At 73.6% G+C, this 18,980-nt stretch carries 1 protein-coding gene (cut by a window edge); it reads left to right on the forward strand.

The window, feature by feature from the left end; all coding sequences use genetic code 11:
• Positions 1-18,980, forward strand: partial view of a non-ribosomal peptide synthase/polyketide synthase gene (locus tag ACW14Y_RS23085; protein WP_456983291.1) — the 5' portion only. The gene runs 8,722 nt beyond the window's last position; the window shows 18,980 of its 27,702 coding nt (coding positions 1-18,980); it begins with the start codon at positions 1-3; its stop codon lies beyond the right edge, outside the window.

Here is an 18,980-nt window from a genome sequence, read left to right on the forward strand (position 1 = left end):
ATGAGCACCGGCGACAAGCGGTCGACCGAGCAGGACGTGGCACAGCGGCGCGAGGAGCTGCTGCGGCGCCGGCTGGCCGGCAAGCGAGGGGGTCGCCGGTCCGTCATCACCCGGGCCGACCGGGAGCAGCCGCTGCCGCTGTCCTTCGGGCAGCAGCAGATGTGGTTCCTCAACCGCCTGGAGCCGGACAGCGCCGAGTACCTGGTGCCGCTGGTGCTGCGCCTGACCGGCGCCCTCGACCGCGAGGCTCTCGGCGCCGCCTGGACCGGGATCGTCGCCCGGCACGAGATCCTGCGCACCCGCTACGCGCTGGTGGGCGAGGAGCCGGTCCAGGTGGTCGAGGAGCCCCGCCCGGCGCCGCTGCCGGTCACCGACCTGACCGCCGTCCCGGCCGCCGAGCGCGAGCAGCGTGCCCGCGCGGCGGCCGAGACCGAGATCGCCACCCCGTTCGACCTGGAGCGGGAGCTCTCCGCCCGGGCCCGGCTGATCGCCCTCGCCGAGGACGAGCACCTGCTGGTGGTCACCTTCCACCACATCGCCTGCGACGCCTGGTCGGTCGGCCTGTTCGCCGAGGAGCTCGGCACCCTCTACGCCGCGTTCGCGGCCGGGCAGGCCGACCCGCTGGCGCCGCTGCCGGTCCAGTACGCCGACTTCGCCGCCTGGCAGCGCCGCGAGGTCACCGGCGAGGCGCTGGAGCGCCAGCTCGGCCACTGGCGCGAGCGGCTGGCCGGGGTGCCCGTGCTCGACCTGCCCACCGACCGGCCGCGCCCGGCCCGCCGCGACCCGGCCGGCGACGCCGTCCCCTTCACCGTCCCCGCCGAGACCGCCCGCCGCGCCCTCGCGCTCGCCACCGCCCACGACACCACCCGCTCCACCGTGCTGCTCACCGCCTTCCAGGGCCTGCTGGCCCGCTGGACCGGCGGCAGCGACATCCCGGTCGGCGTCACCGTCTCCGGCCGCGCCCGGCCCGAGCTGCAGCCACTGATCGGCTACGGCATCAACGTCGTCGTCGCCCGCCTCGGCTGGACCGGCGACCCGGCCTTCGGGGACCTCCTCGACGCCGGCCGCGCCACCGTGCTGGACGCCTTCGCCCACCAGTCGGTGCCCTTCGCCCGCCTCGTCGACGAGCTGCAGCCGGAGCGCGACGCCTCCCGCACCCCGCTCTACCAGGCCGACTTCGTCCTCCGCGAGCACCAGGCCCCGGCCTTCGAGCTGCCCGGCCTCAGCGTCCGCGCCGAGACCGCCGACCGCGTCGCCAAGACCGACCTGACCCTCGACATCGAGGACTCCCGGGACGGCGCGCTGCACGCCCGGCTGCGCTACGCCACCTCCCTGTTCGACCGGGAGACCGTCGAGCGGATGGCCGCGCACTACGTCCGGCTGCTGGACGCCGCCACCGCCGACCCGGCCGCCCGGCTCTCCGCCCTGCCGATGCTCGACGAGGCCGAGCAGGCGCAGGCGCTGACCGGCCCCGAGGAGCCGTTCGACGAGAGCGCCGCCGCCACCGTGCCCGCGCTCTTCGCCGAGCAGGCCCGCCGCACCCCCGACGCGCCCGCCGTCCTGTTCCGGGACACCGCGCTCGACTACCGGGAGCTGGACGAGCGCTCCAACCGCCTCGCCCGGCTGCTGATCGGCCGCGGCGTCGGCCCCGAGCAGCTGGTCGCCCTCGCCCTGCCGCGCTCCGCCGAGCTGGTCGTCGCCGTGCTCGCCGTGCTCAAGTCCGGCGCCGCCTACCTGCCGATCGACCCGGCCCACCCCGCCGACCGGATCGCCTTCCAGCTCGCCGACGCCCGCCCGGCCCTCGCCCTGACCACCGCCGACACCGACGGCCTGCTCGCCGACCCGGCCCTCGCCCGGATCGTGCTCGACACCGACGCCACCGCCGGGGCGCTCGCCGCGTTGCCCGCCACCGCCCCCGCCGACGCGGAGCGCACCGCGCCGCTGCTGCCCGCCCACCCCGCCTACGCCATCTACACCTCCGGCTCCACCGGCCGCCCCAAGGGCGTCCTGGTCGGCCACGGCGCCCTCGCCAACCAGATGACCTGGATGGCCGCCGCGTTCCCGCTCGCCGCCGACGACCGGGTGCTGTCCCGCACCGCGCTGACCTTCGACGCCTCGGTGTGGGAGCTGTGGCTGCCCCTGCTGACCGGCGCCGCCGTCCGCGTCGCCCCCGCCGAGGTGCTGCGCGACCCCGAGCTGCTGCTGGCCCACATCGCCGACCACGGCATCACCGTCGCCCAGTTCGTGCCCTCGCTGCTCGCCGTCGCCGCCCGCGCCCACCGCCCGGGCGCGCCGCTGCCGCTGCGCCGGGTGTTCGTGGGCGGCGAGCCGATCGCCCCCGCGCTCGCCGCCGAGGTCGCCGCCGCCTGGGGCGTGCGGATCCACAACCTGTACGGCCCGACCGAGACCACCGTCCAGATCACCACCCACGCCTTCGACCCGGCCGCCGACACCGCGACCGTGCCGCTCGGCGGCCCGGTCCGCAACACCCGGCTGCACGTGCTCGACGCCGCCCTGCGCCCGGTCCCGGCCGGCGCGCCGGGCGAGCTGTACGTCGCCGGACACCAGCTCGCCCGCGGCTACCTGCGCCGCCCGGAGCTGACCGCCGAGCGCTTCCTGCCGAACCCGTTCGGCGCCGCCGGCGAGCGGCTCTACCGCACCGGCGACCTGGTGCGCCGCCGCCGGGACGGCTGGCTGGAGTACGTCGGCCGCACCGACGAGCAGGTCAAGGTGCGCGGCTACCGGATCGAGCCCGGCGAGATCGAGGCCGCCGTCACCGGCTGCCCCGGCGTCCGGCAGGCCGCCGTCCTCGTCCGCGAGGACCGCCCCGGGGACCGCACGATCGTCGCCTACGCGGTGGCCGCGCCCGGCGCCCGGATCGACGCCCGCGAGGTGCGCGAGCTGGTCGCCGCCCGGCTGCCCGAGTACATGGTCCCGTCGGCGGTCGTCGCGCTGGACGCGCTGCCGCTGACCCCCAACGGCAAGCTCGACCGGCGGGCCCTGCCCGCGCCCGGCGCCGAGGACCTCGCGGCCCGCCAGTACGTCGCCCCGCGCACGGAGGCCGAGCAGCGGATCGCCCGGGTGTGGGCCGAGGTGCTCGGCCTGCCGCGGGTCGGCGCCGAGGACGGCTTCTTCGACCTCGGCGGCGACTCCATCCGCGCCGTCCGCCTGGCCGGCGCGCTGCGCGGGGCCGGGTACGAGGTCGCCGTCCGCGACCTCTTCGAGCACCGCACGGTCGCCGCGCTGGCCGCCGCCGTCGCCGACCGGGGCACCCCCGCTCCCGTCGCCGCCGCGGTCGCGCCGTTCGCGCTGATCGACGCCGCGGACCGGGCGCTGCTGCCGGCCGACGCCGTGGACGCCTACCCGCTGTCGCAGGTGCAGACCGGCATGCTGGTCGAGATGCTGACCGGCGAGGGCGGCAACGCCTACCGCAACATCAGCTCCTACCGGATCCCCGACCCGCGGCCGTTCTCCGAGGAGGCGCTGCGCGCGGCCGTCGCGCTGCTCACCGGCCGCCACGAGATCCTGCGCACCTCCGTCCACCTGGAGGGCTTCGGCCGCCCGCTGCAGCTGGTGCGCGCGCGGGCCGAGGTGCCGGTCGCGGTCAGCGACGTGCGCGCCCTGTCGGCCGAGCAGCAGGAGCGGCTCGCCGAGGAGTTCGGCCGCGAGGAGCGCGGCGCCTGGTTCGAGCTGACCGCCGCGCCGCTGCTGCGGATCGCCGTGCACGTCGAGTCCGACGACGCCTGGCGGCTCACCTTCAGCCACTCGCACGCCGTGACCGACGGCTGGACCGTCAACTCGCTGCTGGCCGAACTGCTGGACTGCTACCGCGCGCTGCGCGACGGCCGGGAGCCGGCGGCGGCCGAGGCGCCCGCCGTCCGCCACGCCGACTTCGTCGCCGCCGAGCTGGACGCGCTGGCCGACCCGGCCGAGCAGGCGTACTGGGCCGGGGTCGTGGGCACCCACGCGCCGGTCTCCGTCCCCGCCTCCTGGGCGGCCGAGGCGGCTCCGGGCGACGCGGCCGAGCCGCTGCACGTCCGCGTCCCGTACGGCGACCTGGCGGACGGGCTGCGCGCCCTCGCGGCCGAGTCGGGCGCCTCGCTGAAGACCGTGCTGCTGGCCGCCCACCTCAAGGTGCTGGCCACGCTGTCCACCGAGGAGGCCGTCCACACCGGCGTCGTCCACCACGGCCGCCTGGAGGCGGTCGGCGCGGACCGGGTGCTCGGCATGCACCTCAACACTCTGCCGTTCCCGGCCCGTCCGGGCGCCGCCCGCACCTGGCGCGAGCTGGTCGAGGGCGTGTACGCCCGGGAGACCGAGACCTGGTCGCACCGCCACTACCCGCTGCCCGCGATCCAGCGCGCCGCCGGTGCCGGCGGCGAGCTGCTGCCGGTGCTGTTCGACCACCAGGACTTCCACCAGGTCGACCGCGACACCACCGAGGTCGACGGCGGACTGCGCGACGGCGGCAACGAGTTCGAGCTGACCGCGATCTCCCGCGGCGGCGGCATCGACCTCAGCACCACGACCGCCGTGGTGAGCCGGGAGAACCTGGCGCGCCTCGGCTCGATGTACCGCGCCGTGCTGACCGCGATGGCCGCCGGCGGGGAGGGGAACGCCCGGGGCGCCGTCCTGCCCGAGGGCGAGCGCGAACTGCTGCTGGGCGCCTGGAACGCGCCGGTCGAGCGGCCGGTGACGGAGACCGTGCACGAGCTGTTCGCGGCCGTCGCCGCCGCCACCCCCGAGGCCGTGGCGCTCACCGCGGACGGGCAGGCCGTCACCTACCGGGAGCTGGACGAGCGGGCCAACCGCATCGCCCACCACCTGGTCGCCGCCGGTGCCGGTCCGGACGTGATCGTCGGCATCTGCCTGGAGCGCGGCGCGGACCTGCTGCCGACCCTGCTCGGTGTGCTGAAGTCCGGTGCGGCGTACCTGCCGCTGGACCCGGTGAACCCGGCCGAGCGCCTGGCCTACATGCTGGCCGACGCGCAGGCCCCGATCCTGGTCACCCACTCCGCCGTCGCCGCACCGGAGTTCACGGGGACCCGGATCGTCCTGGACCGCGACGCCGAGGCGATCGCGGCCCGTCCGGCCACCGCGCCCGTGACCGAGGTGCGGCCGGACAACCTGATCTACGTCATCTACACCTCCGGCTCCACCGGCCTGCCCAAGGGCGTCTGCCTCACCCACGCCAACGTCGTCCGCCTCTTCCGCTCCACCCGCGACCGCTTCGCCTTCGCGGCCGACGACGTCTGGACCCTCTTCCACTCCTACGCCTTCGACTGGTCCGTCTGGGAGATGTGGGGCGCGCTGCTGCACGGCGGCCGCCTGGTCGTCGTCCCGCCCTCGGTCGGCCGCTCCCCGCAGGACCTGCTCGACCTGCTGGTCCGCGAGCGGGTCACCGTGCTCGGCCAGACCCCGTCCGCCTTCCGCGCGCTCGCCGCCCTCGCCGCCGACGGCGACCCCCGGACCGACGAACTCGCCCTGCACACCGTCATCTTCGGCGGCGAGCGGCTCGACATGTCCGAACTCCGGCCCTGGACGGACCGCCTCGGCGCCCACCGCCCCGCGCTGGTCAACATGTACGGGATCACCGAGACCACCGTCCACTCCACCTACCACCGGGTGACCGAGGACGACCTCGCCCGCCCCGCGCACAGCCCCATCGGCGTCCCGCTCGCCGACCTCACCGTCCACCTGCTCGACGCCGACGGGCGGTTGGTGCCGGTCGGCGTCCCCGGCGAGATCCACGTCGGCGGCCCGGCCGCCGCCCGCGGCTACCTCGGCCGCCCCGAGCTGACCGCCGAGCGCTTCGTCCCGGACCCGTACGGCCCGGCCGGCTCCCGCCTCTACCGCAGCGGCGACCTCGCCGTCCGTCTGGCCGACGGCACCCTGGAGTCCCTCGGCCGGATCGACAAGCAGGTCAAGATCCGCGGCTACCGCATCGAGCTGGGCGAGATCGAGGCCTGCCTGCGCGAGCACCCGCAGGTCCGCGACGCCGTGGTGGCGGTCCGCGAGGGCGAGGCGGGGGAGAAGACCCTCGCCGCCTACCTGGTCGTCGCCCCCGGCGCCGCCCTGGACGCGGCGGCGCTCCGTGCCCATCTCGGTGCCGCGCTGCCGGAGTACATGGTCCCGGCGGCCTTCGTCGAGCTGGCCGTGATCCCGTTGACCGCCAACGGCAAGGTCGACCTGCGCGCCCTGCCGGCGCCGGACCTGGCCGCGTTCGCGAGTGCGGCGTTCGTCGCCCCGCGCACCCCGGCCGAGGAGCGGCTCGCCGCCGTGTGGGCCGAGGTGCTGGGCCTGGCCGAGGTGGGTGTCGAGGACAGCTTCTTCGACCTCGGCGGCGACTCCATCCGCGCCGTGCGCCTGGTCGGCGCGCTGCGCGCCGCCGGCTTCGACCTCTCGATCCCGGACGTCTTCCAGCTGAAGACGATCGCCGCCCTGGCGGCCCGGGTGGCCGGTCAGGAGACGGGCGAATCGCTGATCCGCGCCGTCGAGCCGTTCGCGCTGATCGGTGACCGTGACCGGGCGCAGTTGCCGGCGGGTGTCGTGGACGCGTACCCGCTGTCGCAGGTGCAGACCGGCATGCTGGTCGAGATGCTGGCCTCCGGTGACGAGCACGTCTACCAGAACATCAACTCCTTCCGGATCCCGGACGGGCGGCCGTTCTCGGTCGAGGCCCTGCGCGAGGCGCTCGCCACCGTCGTCGCCCGCCACGACATCCTGCGCACCTCGATGCACCTGGACGGCTTCAGCCAGCCGCTCCAGCTCGTCCACGCCCGGGTCGACGTGCCGCTCGCCGTGCACGACCTGCGCGGCCTGTCCGCCGAGGAGCAGACCGGGCGCGCGACGGCGTACGTCGCCGCCGAGCGGGCGGCGGGCTTCGAGCTCACCGCCGCGCCGCTGCTGCGCGTCGCCGTGCACGTCGAGGCCGACGACGCCTGGCGGATGACGTTCAGTCACATTCACGCCATCACCGAGGGGTGGAGCTACCACACCCTGCTGATGGAGGTCCTGGCCTGCTACCGCGGCCTGGTCGAGGGCCGCGGCCTGCCCGCGTACGAGGCGCCCGCCGTCCGGTACGCCGACTTCATCGCCGCCGAGCTCGCCTCGCTGGCCGACGCCGACGACCAGGCGTTCTGGCAGGGCGTGGTGACCGGCCACGCCCCGACCGCGCTCCCCGCCTCCTGGGCGGAGCAGGGCGCCACCCGCGAGAAGGTGCACGTCCGGGTGCCGTACGGCGACCTGGAGGAGGGCCTGCGGGCGCTGGCGGCCTCGGCGAAGACGTCACTCAAGAGTGTGCTGCTGGCGGCGCACCTGAAGGTGCTGGGCATGCTGACGGTGGAGGAGTCCTTCCACACGGGTGTGGTCTACCACGGTCGTCTGGAGGCGCCGGGTGCGGACCGGGTGCTGGGCATGCACCTCAACACGCTGCCGTTCCCCGTGAGTCGGGGTGCGGCGCGGACGTGGCGTGAGCTGGTGGAAGGGGTGTACCGGCAGGAGACCGAGATCTGGGCCCACCGCCGTTACCCGCTGCCCGCGATCCAGCGTGCCGCCGGCGCCTCGGGCGACCTGCTCGGCATCCTGTTCGAGTACCTGGACTTCCACCAGGTCGACACCGACGCGATCGACGCCACCGCCACCATGGGCACCGGCGGCAACGAGTTCGGGCTCAACGCCATTGCCCGGGGCGGGAACCTGGGGCTGAGCAGCTCGACCGACGTGGTCGGGCGGGCCAACCTGGAGCGGTTGGGCGGGATGTACCGCTCGGTGCTGGAGGCCATGGCGGCCGACCAGGACGGGGACGCCGGTGCGGTGTTCCTGGCGGACGCCGAGCGTTCGCTGCTGCTGGAGGGCTGGGCGTCCGGTGGTCGCGCGGAGCGGCCGGCGGGGACGGTGCTGGAGCTGTTCGAGGCGCAGGCCGCCGCGACTCCGGACGCTGTCGCGGTCGTCGTGGGTGGCGTCGAGCTGTCCTACCGTGCGGTGGAGGAGCGGGCGAACCAGGTGGCGCACCACCTGCTCGCGGCCGGAACGGTCGCGGACTCGCTGGTCGGCGTGTGCCTGGAGCGCGGGCCCGAGCTGGTGCCGGTGCTGCTCGGTATCTGGAAGGCCGGTGCGGCGTACCTGCCGCTGGACCCGACCTTGCCCGCCGAGCGCCTTGCCTACATCCTCGCCGACACGGCGGCGCCGGTCCTGGTCGCCAGTACCGCCCACACCGCCACGCTCTCGGCCGTCCACCAGGGCACCCTTGTCGTCCTGGACACCGACCGCCGCCTGAACCGCCGTCCCACCACGGCTCCGGCGCGTTCGACGGACCCGGCGCAGCTCGCCTACGTCATCTACACGTCCGGTTCCACGGGTCGTCCGAAGGGCGTGATGATCCAGCACGCCGGTCTGGTGAACTACCTGGCCTGGACGGTGGACACCTACGCCTCGCACGGCACCGGCGGCGCCCCGCTGTTCTCCTCCATCTCCTTCGACCTCGGCATCCCCGACCTGTTCACGCCGCTCATCTGCGGCCAGGCCGTCACCCTGCTCCCCGACGGCATCGACACCGCCTCTCTCGGCTCCGCCCTCGCCGAGGCCGGCCCGTTCAGCTTCGTGAAGCTCACCCCCGGCCACCTCGACCTCCTCACCCACCAGCTCTCCGCCGAGCAGGCCCGCACCCTCGCGGGTGTCGTCATCGCCGCCGGAGACAACTTCCCCGTCTCCCTCGCCGAGCGCTGGCAGCAGCTGGCGGGTGCGGACGGTACCAAGGTGGCGACGGAGTACGGCCCGACGGAGATCACGATCGGCAACTCCGGTCTGATCATCGACTCCCTGCCGGTGACCGAGGCCATTCCGCTGGGTGCGCCGATCCCGAACACGGGCATGTACGTCCTCACCGAGGACCTGCGGCCGACCCCGATCGGCGTCGCCGGAGAGGTCTACATCGACGGCGCGGGTCTCGCCCGCGGCTACCTGGGCCGCCCGGACCTCACCGCCGAGAAGTTCCTGCCCAACCCGCACGGCCCCGCCGGCTCGCGTCTCTACCGCACCGGCGACCTGGCGCGCTTCCTGCCGGACGGCACCCTGGAGACCCTCGGCCGCATCGACAACCAGGTCAAGATCCGCGGCTACCGCATCGAGCTGGGCGAGATCGAGGCCCGCCTGCGCGAACACCCCCACGTCCGCGACGCCGTGGTCAGCGTCCGCGAGCCGCAGCCCGGCAACAAGCGCCTCACCGCCTACCTGGTCCCGGCCGAGGCCGTGACTCCCGACACCGCCGCCCTGCGCGCGTACCTCGGGGCCACGCTGCCCGACTACATGGTCCCCGTGGCCTACCAGGCGATCGACCGCATCCCCCTCACCGGCAACGGCAAGGTCGACCACCGGGCGCTGCCCGCGCCCGACCTGGCCGCCTTCGCCACCGAGGAGTACCTCGCCCCGCGCACGCCGCTGGAGGAGCGCCTCGCCGCCGTCTGGTGCGAGGTCCTGGACCTGCCGCGGGTGGGTGTCGAGGACAGCTTCTTCGACCTCGGCGGCGACTCCATCCGCGCCGTCCGCCTGGTCGGTGCCCTGCGCGCCGCCGGGTACGACGTCTCCATCCCCGACGTCTTCCAGAACCGCACCGTCGCCGCCCTCGCCGAGCTGCTGGGCACCCGCGACCTCGGCCACTCGCTGGTCGCGGCCGTGGAGCAGTTCGCGCTCGTCACCGAGCAGGACCGGGCGTCGCTGCCGGTGGACGCGGTGGACGCGTACCCGCTGTCGCAGGTGCAGACCGGCATGCTGGTCGAGATGCTGGCCGGCGACGGCCGGAACACCTACCGGAACATCACCTCCTTCCGGATCCCGGACCCGCGGCCCTTCGACGCCGAGGCCATGCGCGCGGCCGTGGACACGGTCGTCGCCCGGCACGAGGTGCTGCGGACGACCATGCACCTGGACGGCTTCTCGCAGCCGCTCCAGCTGGTCCGTGCCGCCGTCGCCGTCCCCGTGCAGGTCGCCGACCTGCGGGGGCTGGAGGCGGCCGAGCAGACGCGGCAGACCCTGGCCTGGGTCGAGGAGGACCGCGCGACCGGCGTCGACCTCGCGGAGGGGCCGCTGCTGCGGCTGGCCGTGCACATCGAGGCCGACGACGCGTGGCGGCTCACCTTCAGCCACCTGCACGCGATCACCGACGGCTGGACGGTCAACTCCCTGCTGATGGAGCTGGTCGGCGTCTACCGCGAGCTGCGCGACGGCCGCGAGCCGGCCGCGTTCGTGGCGCCCGCCGTCCGGTACGCCGACTTCGTGGCGGCCGAGCTGGCCGCTCTCGCCGACCCCGCCGAGCAGGCGTTCTGGCAGGGCGTCGTGGACACCCACAGCCCGCTCGTGCTGCCGACCGGCTGGGCCGACGAGTCCGCCGGGGCCACCGAGCGGCACGGCCTGCGGGTGCCGTTCGCGGACCTGGAGGACGGCCTGCGCAAGCTGGCCGTCGAGGCGAAGACCTCGCTGAAGAGTGTGCTGCTGGCCGCGCACCTGAAGGTGCTGGGCGCGCTCACCGCCGAGGAGGCGTTCCACACCGGCGTGGTCTACCACGGCCGGCTGGAGGCCCCGGGCTCCGACCGGGTGCTGGGCATGCACCTCAACACCCTGCCGTTCCCGGCGAGTCGGGGCGCGCGGAGCTGGCACGAGCTGGTCGAGGGCGTGTACGCCCGGGAGACCGAGATCTGGTCGCACCGCCGCTACCCGCTGCCCGCGATCCAGCGCGCCGCCGGCGTCGGTGGAAACCTGCTCTCGGTGCTGTTCGACCACCAGAACTTCCACCAGGTCGACGCCGACTCCGTGGACGTCGGGGCGACCATGGGCGAGGGCGCGAACGAGTTCGACCTCGTGGCCATCGCGAACGGCGGCGCGTTCAGCCTCAGCTGCGCGGGCACCGTCTTCGCGGCGGAGAACCTGGCCCGGCTCGGGGCGATGTACCGCTCGGTGCTGGAGGCGATGGCGGCGGACCCGTTCGGTGACGCGACCGGTCCCGTGCTGCCGGAGGCGGACCGCGCGCTGCTGCTGGGCACGTGGAACGCGCCGGTCGAGCGGCCGGTGACGGCGACCGTGCACGAGCTGTTCGCGACCGTGGCGGCCGCCTCTCCGGAGGCGGTGGCGCTGACCAGCGGCGAGCTGCACCTGACCTATCGGGAGCTGGACGAGCGGGCCAACCGTATCGCCCACCACCTGGTGGCCGCCGGTGCCGGTCCGGACGTGATCGTCGGTGTCTCGCTGGAGCGCGGCCCCGACCTGGTCCCGACGCTGCTGGGCGTGCTGAAGTCCGGTGCGGCGTATCTGCCGCTGGACCCGGTGAACCCGGCCGAGCGCCTGGCCTACATGCTGGCCGACGCGCAGGCGCCGATCCTGGTCACCCACTCGGGCCTGCCGGAGCTGGACTTCGACGGCACCCGGGTCGTGCTGGACCGCGACGCCGAGGCGATCGAGGCCCGTCCCGCCACCGCCCCCGTGACCGAGGTTCGCCCGGACAACCTGATCTACGTCATCTACACCTCCGGCTCCACCGGCCTGCCCAAGGGCGTCTGCCTCACCCACGCCAACGTGGCCCGACTGTTCACCGCGACGCGCGAGCAGATCGAGTTCTCGGCCGACGACGTGTGGGCGCTGTTCCACTCCTACGCCTTCGACGTCTCCGTCTGGGAGATGTGGGGCGCCCTGCTGCACGGCGCCCGGCTGGTGGTCGTCCCGCCGACGGTCGGCCGCTCCCCGCAGGACATGCTGGACCTGCTGGTCCGCGAGCGGGTCAGCGTGCTGTGCCAGACCCCGTCCGCCTTCCGCTCGCTGGCCGCCCTGGCCGGTGACGCCGAGGCGGCGGTGGACGGGCTCGCCCTGCGCGCCGTGATCTTCGCCGGCGAGCGGCTCGACATGTCCGAACTGGAGCCGTGGACCGCCCGGTTCGGCGTCCGGCGCCCGGCCCTGGTCAACATGTACGGCCCGACCGAGATCACCGTCTACGCGACCCACCACCGGATCGGCGACCACGACCTGGCCCACCCCGGCCGCAGTGTCATCGGCCACCGCCTGTCCGACCTCACCATCCACCTCCTCGACGCCGACGGGCAGTCGGTGCCGATCGGCGTCCCCGGCGAGATGCACATCGGCGGCCCCGGCCTCGCCCAGGGCTACCTGCGCCGGGCCGAGCTGACGGCGGAGAAGTTCGTTCCGAACCCCTTCGGGGCGGCGGGCACCCGCCTCTACCGGACCGGCGACCTGGCGCGCTTCCTGCCCGACGGCTCGATCGACTTCCTCGGCCGGATCGACAAGCAGGTCAAGGTGCGCGGTTACCGCATCGAGCTGGGCGAGATCGAGGCCCGTCTGCGCGAGCACACGCTCGTCCGCGACGTCGTCGTGGCGGTGCGCGAGAGCGAGGCGGGCGAGAAGTCCCTGGTCGGGTACGTCGTCCCGGCGGACGGGGCGGCGCTCGACACCGCCGCGCTGCGGACCCACCTGGCGCAGGCGCTGCCGGAGTACATGGTCCCGGCGGCCTTCGTCGAGCTGGCCGTGATCCCGCTGAACGGCAGCGGCAAGGTGGACCACCGCGCGCTGCCGGCGCCGGACCTGGCCGCGTTCGCGGGTGCGGCGTTCGTCGCTCCGCGCACCCCGGTCGAGGAGCGGCTCGCCGCGGTGTGGGCCGAGGTGCTGGGTCTGGCCGAGGTGGGTGTCGAGGACAGCTTCTTCGACCTCGGTGGCGACTCGATCCGGGCCGTCCGTCTGGTCGGTGCCCTGCGTGCCGCCGGTTTCGACGTCTCGATCCCCGATGTCTTCCAGCTGAAGACCATTGCCGCCCTGGCGGTGCGGGTGGCGGGGCAGGAGGTGACCGGTTCCCTGGTGGAGACGGTCGAGCCGTTCGCCCTGATCGGCGAGCGGGACCGGGCCGCCCTCCCGGCCGACGTGGTCGACGCATACCCGCTGTCGCAGGTGCAGACCGGCATGCTGGTCGAGATGCTGGCCTCGGCGGACGAGCACGTCTACCAGAACATCAACTCCTTCCGGATTCCCGACGCCGAGCCCTTCGACGAGGCCGCGATGCGCGCCGCCCTCGCCACCGTCGTGGCCCGCCACGACATCCTGCGCACCTCGATGCACCTGGACGGCTTCAGCCAGCCGCTCCAGCTCGTCCACGCGCAGGTCGAGATCCCGCTCACCGTGCACGACGTGAGCGCGCTCTCGGCGGAGCAGCAGCAGGAACTCGCCTTCGCCTACGTCGACGAGGAGTACGCCGCCGGCTTCGAGCTCACGACGGCCCCGCTGCTGCGGATCGCCGTGCACATCGAGGGCGCCCACGCCTGGCGCATGACGTTCAGCCAGATCCACGCGATCACCGAGGGATGGAGCTACCACACCCTGCTGATGGAGCTCGTCGCCGCCTACCGCAGCCTGCGCGACGGCCAGGAGCCGGCCGCCTACGAGGCGCCCGTCGTCCGGTACGCGGACTTCATCGCCGCCGAGCAGGCCGCCCTGGCCGACACGGGTGTCCAGGCGTTCTGGCAGCAGGTCGTCGACACCCACAGCCCGGCGCGGATTCCCGCGAGCTGGGCGGCGGCGGACGAGGCCGCGTCGCGCGAGACCTTCCACACCCGGGCGCCCTTCGCCGACCTGGAGGAGGGTCTGCAGCGGCTCGCCGCCTCGGCGAAGACCTCGCTCAAGAGCGTGTTCCTCGCCGCGCATCTGAAGGTGCTGGGGATGCTGACGGTGGAGGAGTCCTTCCACACCGGTGTGGTGTACCACGGTCGTCTGGAGGCGCCGGGTGCGGACCGGGTGCTGGGGATGCACCTCAACACGCTGCCGTTCCCGGTGAGTCGGGGCGCCCGTACGTGGCGTGAGCTGGTGGAGGGGGTGTACCGGCAGGAGACCGAGATCTGGTCGCACCGGCGTTACCCGCTGCCCGCGATCCAGCGGGCGGCCGGGAACTCGCGTGAGCTGCTGACGATCCTGTTCGAGTACCTGGACTTCCACCAGGTCGACACCGACACCGTCGACACGTCGGCCAACATGGGCAGTGACGCCAACGAGTTCGGGCTCAATGTCATCGCCCGCAGCGGCCGGATCAACCTGTACAGCACGGGTGCCGTCGTGAGCGGCGAGAACCTGGAGCGGTTGGGCGGGATGTACCGCTCGGTGCTGGAGGCCATGGCGGCGGACCCGGACGGGGACGCGGATGTGGTGTTCCTGTCGGACGCGGAGCGTTCGCTGCTGGGCGGTTGGGCTTCGGGCGGTCGCGTGGAGAGGCCGGCGGGGACGGTGCTGGAGCTGTTCGAGGCGCAGGCCGTTGCGACGCCGGACGCTGTCGCCGTGGTCGCGGGTGGCGTCGAGCTCTCCTACCGGCAGGTGGAGGAGCGGGCGAACCAGGTTGCGCACCACCTGCTCGCGGCCGGTGCGGTCGCGGACTCCCTGGTCGGTGTGTGCCTGGAGCGCGGGCCGGAGCTGGTGCCGGTGCTGCTGGGTATCTGGAAGGCGGGGGCGGCGTACCTGCCGCTGGACCCGACCCTTCCCTCCGAGCGGCGCGCGTTCATCCTGGAGGACACCCGGGCGCGGATCCTCGTCACGGACGCCGCGAGTGCGTTCGACGGGAGGACTCTGCTCGTCGGCGACCTGACCGGTGGCGACGTCACCGCTCCGGCGCGTTCGACGGACCCGGCGCAGCTCGCCTACGTGATCTACACCTCGGGCTCCACGGGTCGTCCGAAGGGTGTGATGATCCAGCACGCCGGTCTGGTGAACTACCTGGCCTGGACGGTGGACACCTACGCCTCGCACGGCACCGGTGGCGCTCCGCTGTTCTCGTCGATCTCGTTCGACCTGGGTATCCCGGACCTGTTCACGCCGCTGATCTGCGGCCAGGCGGTCACCCTGCTGCCGGACGGCATCGACACCGCCTCTCTCGGTGCGGCGCTGGCGGAGGCGGGTCCGTTCAGCTTCGTGAAGCTCACCCCCGGTCACCTGGACCTCCTCACGCACCAGCTGTCCGCCGAGCAGGCCCGTGACCTGGCGGGTGTCGTCATCGCGGCCGGTGACAACTTCCCGGTGAGCCTGGCCGAGCGCTGGCAGCAGTTGGCAGGCGCCAACGGGACGAAGGTGGCGACGGAGTACGGCCCGACGGAGATCACGATCGGCAACTCCGGTCTGATCATCGACTCCCTGCCGGTGACGGAGGCGGTCCCGCTGGGTGCGCCGATCCCGAACACGGGCATGTACGTCCTCACCGAGGACCTGCGGCCGACCCCGATCGGCGTCGCGGGTGAGGTCTACATCGACGGCGCGGGCCTGGCCCGCGGCTACCTCGGCCGTCCGGACCTGACCGCCGAGACGTTCCTGCCCAACCCGCACGGCCCCGCCGGCTCCCGCCTCTACCGCACCGGCGACCTCGCCCGCTTCCTCCCCGACGGCACCCTGGAGACCCTCGGCCGCATCGACAACCAGGTCAAGATCCGCGGCTACCGCATCGAACTCGGCGAGATCGAGGCCCGCCTGCGCGAACACCCCCACGTCCGCGACGCCGTCGTGGCCGTCCGCACCCTCGGCACCGGCGAGAAGTCCCTCGTCGCCTACCTGGTCCTCGCGGACGGCGCCGTGCTGGACGCGGCCGAGCTGCGCACCCACCTCGGCGCCGCACTGCCGGAGTACATGGTCCCCGCGGCCTTCGTCGAGCTGACCGAGATCCCGCTGACCGCCAACGGCAAGGTCGACCACCGCGCGCTGCCGGCGCCGGACCTGGCCGCGTTCGCGGGTGCGGCGTTCGTCGCTCCGCGCACGCCGCTGGAGGAGCGGCTCGCCGCCGTCTGGTGCGAGGTGCTGGGCCTGTCGGAGGTCGGTGTCGAGGACAGCTTCTTCGACCTCGGCGGCGACTCGATCCGGGCCGTCCGCCTGGTCGGTGCCCTGCGTGCTGCCGGTTTCGACGTCTCGATCCCCGATGTCTTCCAGCTGAAGACGATCGCCGCCCTGGCGGGCCGGGTGGCCGGCCAGGAGGTGACCGGTTCCCTGGTGGAGACGGTCGAGCCCTTCGCCCTGATCGGTGAGCGCGACCGGGCGCAGCTGCCGGCGGGTGTCGTGGACGCCTACCCGCTGTCGCAGGTGCAGACCGGCATGCTGGTCGAGATGCTGGCCTCGGGCGACGAGCACGTCTACCAGAACATCAACTCCTTCCGGATCCCGGACGCGCAGCCGTTCTCCGCCGAGGCGATGCGCGAAGCCGTGGACACCGTCGTGGCCCGCCACGACATCCTGCGGACCACCATGCACCTGACCGGCTACGCGCAGCCGCTCCAGCTGGTCCACGGCGAGGTCCGGATCCCGGTCGGCGTTCACGACGTCCGTGGTCTGTCGGCCGAGCAGCAGACCGAGCTCGCCTTCTCCTTCGTGGACCAGGAGCGCGCCGCCGGGTTCGACATCGAGGCCGGACCGCTGCTGCGGCTCTCGGTCCACATCGAGTCGGACACGGCCTGGCGGATGACGTTCAGCCACATTCACGCCATCACCGAGGGGTGGAGCTACCACACCCTGCTGATGGAGGTCCTGGCCTGCTACCGCAGTCTGGTCGAGGGTCGCGGCGTCCCCGCGTACGAGGTCCCGGCGGTTCGCTTCGCGGACTTCATCGCCGCCGAGCAGGTCTCGCTGAGCAGCGAGTCCGACCAGTCGTTCTGGCTGGACGTGGTGGACACCCACAGCCCGGCCCAACTCCCGGCAGCCTGGGCCGAGTCGGAGGCTCCGCGTGAGCCGCTGCACCTCCGCGTCCCCTACCTGGACCTGGAGGACGACCTCCGCCGGCTCGCCGTCGACGCGAAGACCTCGCTGAAGAGTGTGCTGCTGGCGGCGCATCTGAAGGTGCTGGGCATGCTGACGGTGGAGGAGTCCTTCCACACGGGTGTGGTCTACCACGGTCGTCTGGAGGCGCCGGGTGCGGACCGGGTGCTGGGCATGCACCTCAACACGCTGCCGTTCCCCGTGAGTCGGGGTGCGGCGCGGACGTGGCGCGAGCTGGTGGAGGGGGTGTACCGGCAGGAGACCGAGATCTGGTCGCACCGGCGTTACCCGCTGCCCGCGATCCAGCGGGCGGCCGGGAACTCGCGTGAGCTGCTGACGATCCTGTTCGAGTACCTGGACTTCCACCTGGTCGACACGGCGGCCGTGGACGTCGACGCGACGATGGTCGACGGCACCAACGAGTTCGCGCTCAACGTGGTCATCTCGCGTGGCAGCTTCGGACTCACCAGCGCGACCGACGTGGTCAGCCGGGAGAACCTGGAGCGGTTGGGCGGGATGTACCGCTCGGTGCTGGAGGCCATGGCGGCCGACCCGGACGGGGACGCCGGTGCGGTGTTCCTGGCGGACGCGGAGCGTTCGCTGCTGCTGGAGGGCTGGGCCTCGGGCGGTCGCGCGGAGCGGCCGGCGGGGACGGTGCTGGACCTGTTCGAGGCGCAGGCCGTCGCGACGCCGGACGCCGTCGCCGTGGTCGCGAGTGGCGTCGAGCTCTCCTACCGGCAGGTGGAGGAGCGGGCCAACCAGGTCGCGCACCACCTGCTCGCGGCCGGTGCGGTCGCGGACTCCCTCGTCGGTGTGTGCCTGGAGCGCGGTCCCGAGCTGGTGCCCGTCCTGCTCGGTATCTGGAAGGCGGGGGCGGCGTACCTGCCGCTGGACCCGACCCTTCCCGCGGAGCGGCGGGCGTTCATCCTGGAGGACACCCGGGCCACCATCCTGGTGACGGACACCGTGAGTGCGTTCGACGGGAGGACTCTGCTCGTCGGCGACCTCATTGGCGGCGACGTCACCGCCCCCGCTCGTGAGACCGACCCCGCGCAGCTCGCCTACGTCATCTACACCTCCGGCTCCACCGGCCGCCCCAAGGGCGTGATGATCCACCACGCCGGTCTCGCCAACTACCTGGCCTGGACGGTGGACACCTACGCCTCGCACGGCACCGGTGGCGCTCCGCTGTTCTCGTCGATCTCGTTCGACCTGGGTATCCCGGACCTGTTCACGCCGCTCATCTGCGGCCAGGCGGTCACGCTTCTCCCCGACGGCATCGACACGGCGTCGCTCGGTGCGGCGCTGGCCGAGGCGGGTCCGTTCAGCTTCGTGAAGCTCACCCCCGGCCACCTGGACCTCCTCACGCACCAGCTGTCCGCCGAGCAGGCCCGTGACCTGGCGGGTGTGGTCATCGCGGCCGGTGACAACTTCCCGGTGAGCTTGGCCGAGCGCTGGCAGCAGCTCGCCGGCGCCGAGGGCACGAAGGTGGCGACGGAGTACGGCCCGACGGAGATCACGATCGGCAACTCCGGTCTGATCATCGACTCCCTGCCGGTGACCGAGGCCATTCCGCTGGGTGCGCCGATCCCGAACACGGGCATGTACGTCCTCACCGAGGACCTGCGGCCGACCCCGATCGGTGTCGCCGGAGAGGTCTACATCGACGGCGCGGGTCTGGCTCGCGGCTACCTCGGCCGTCCGGACCTGACCGCCGAGAAGTTCCTGCCCAACCCGCACGGCCCCGCCGGCTCGCGCCTCTACCGCACGGGTGACCTGGCCCGTTTCCTGCCGGACGGCACCCTGGAGACCCTGGGTCGTATCGACAACCAGGTCAAGATCCGCGGCTACCGCATCGAACTCGGCGAGATCGAGGCCCGCCTGCGCGAACACCCCCACGTCCGCGACGCCGTCGTGGCCGTCCGTACCCTCGGCTCCGGCGAGAAGTCCCTCGTCGCCTACCTCGTCACCACCGACGACACCGCCGAGGCCACCACCCCCGACGTCCGCGCCTTCCTCGCCGAGTCGCTCCCCGACTACATGGTCCCGGCCGCCGTCATGGCCATCGGAAGCATCCCGCTGACCGCCAACGGCAAGGTGGACCACCGCGCCCTGCCGTCCCCCGACCTGGCCGCCTTCGCCGGTGCGGCGTTCGTCGCTCCGCGCACGCCGCTGGAGGAGCGCCTCGCCGCCGTCTGGTCCGAGGTCCTGGGCCT

The organism is Kitasatospora sp. cg17-2 (genome assembly GCF_054031055.1).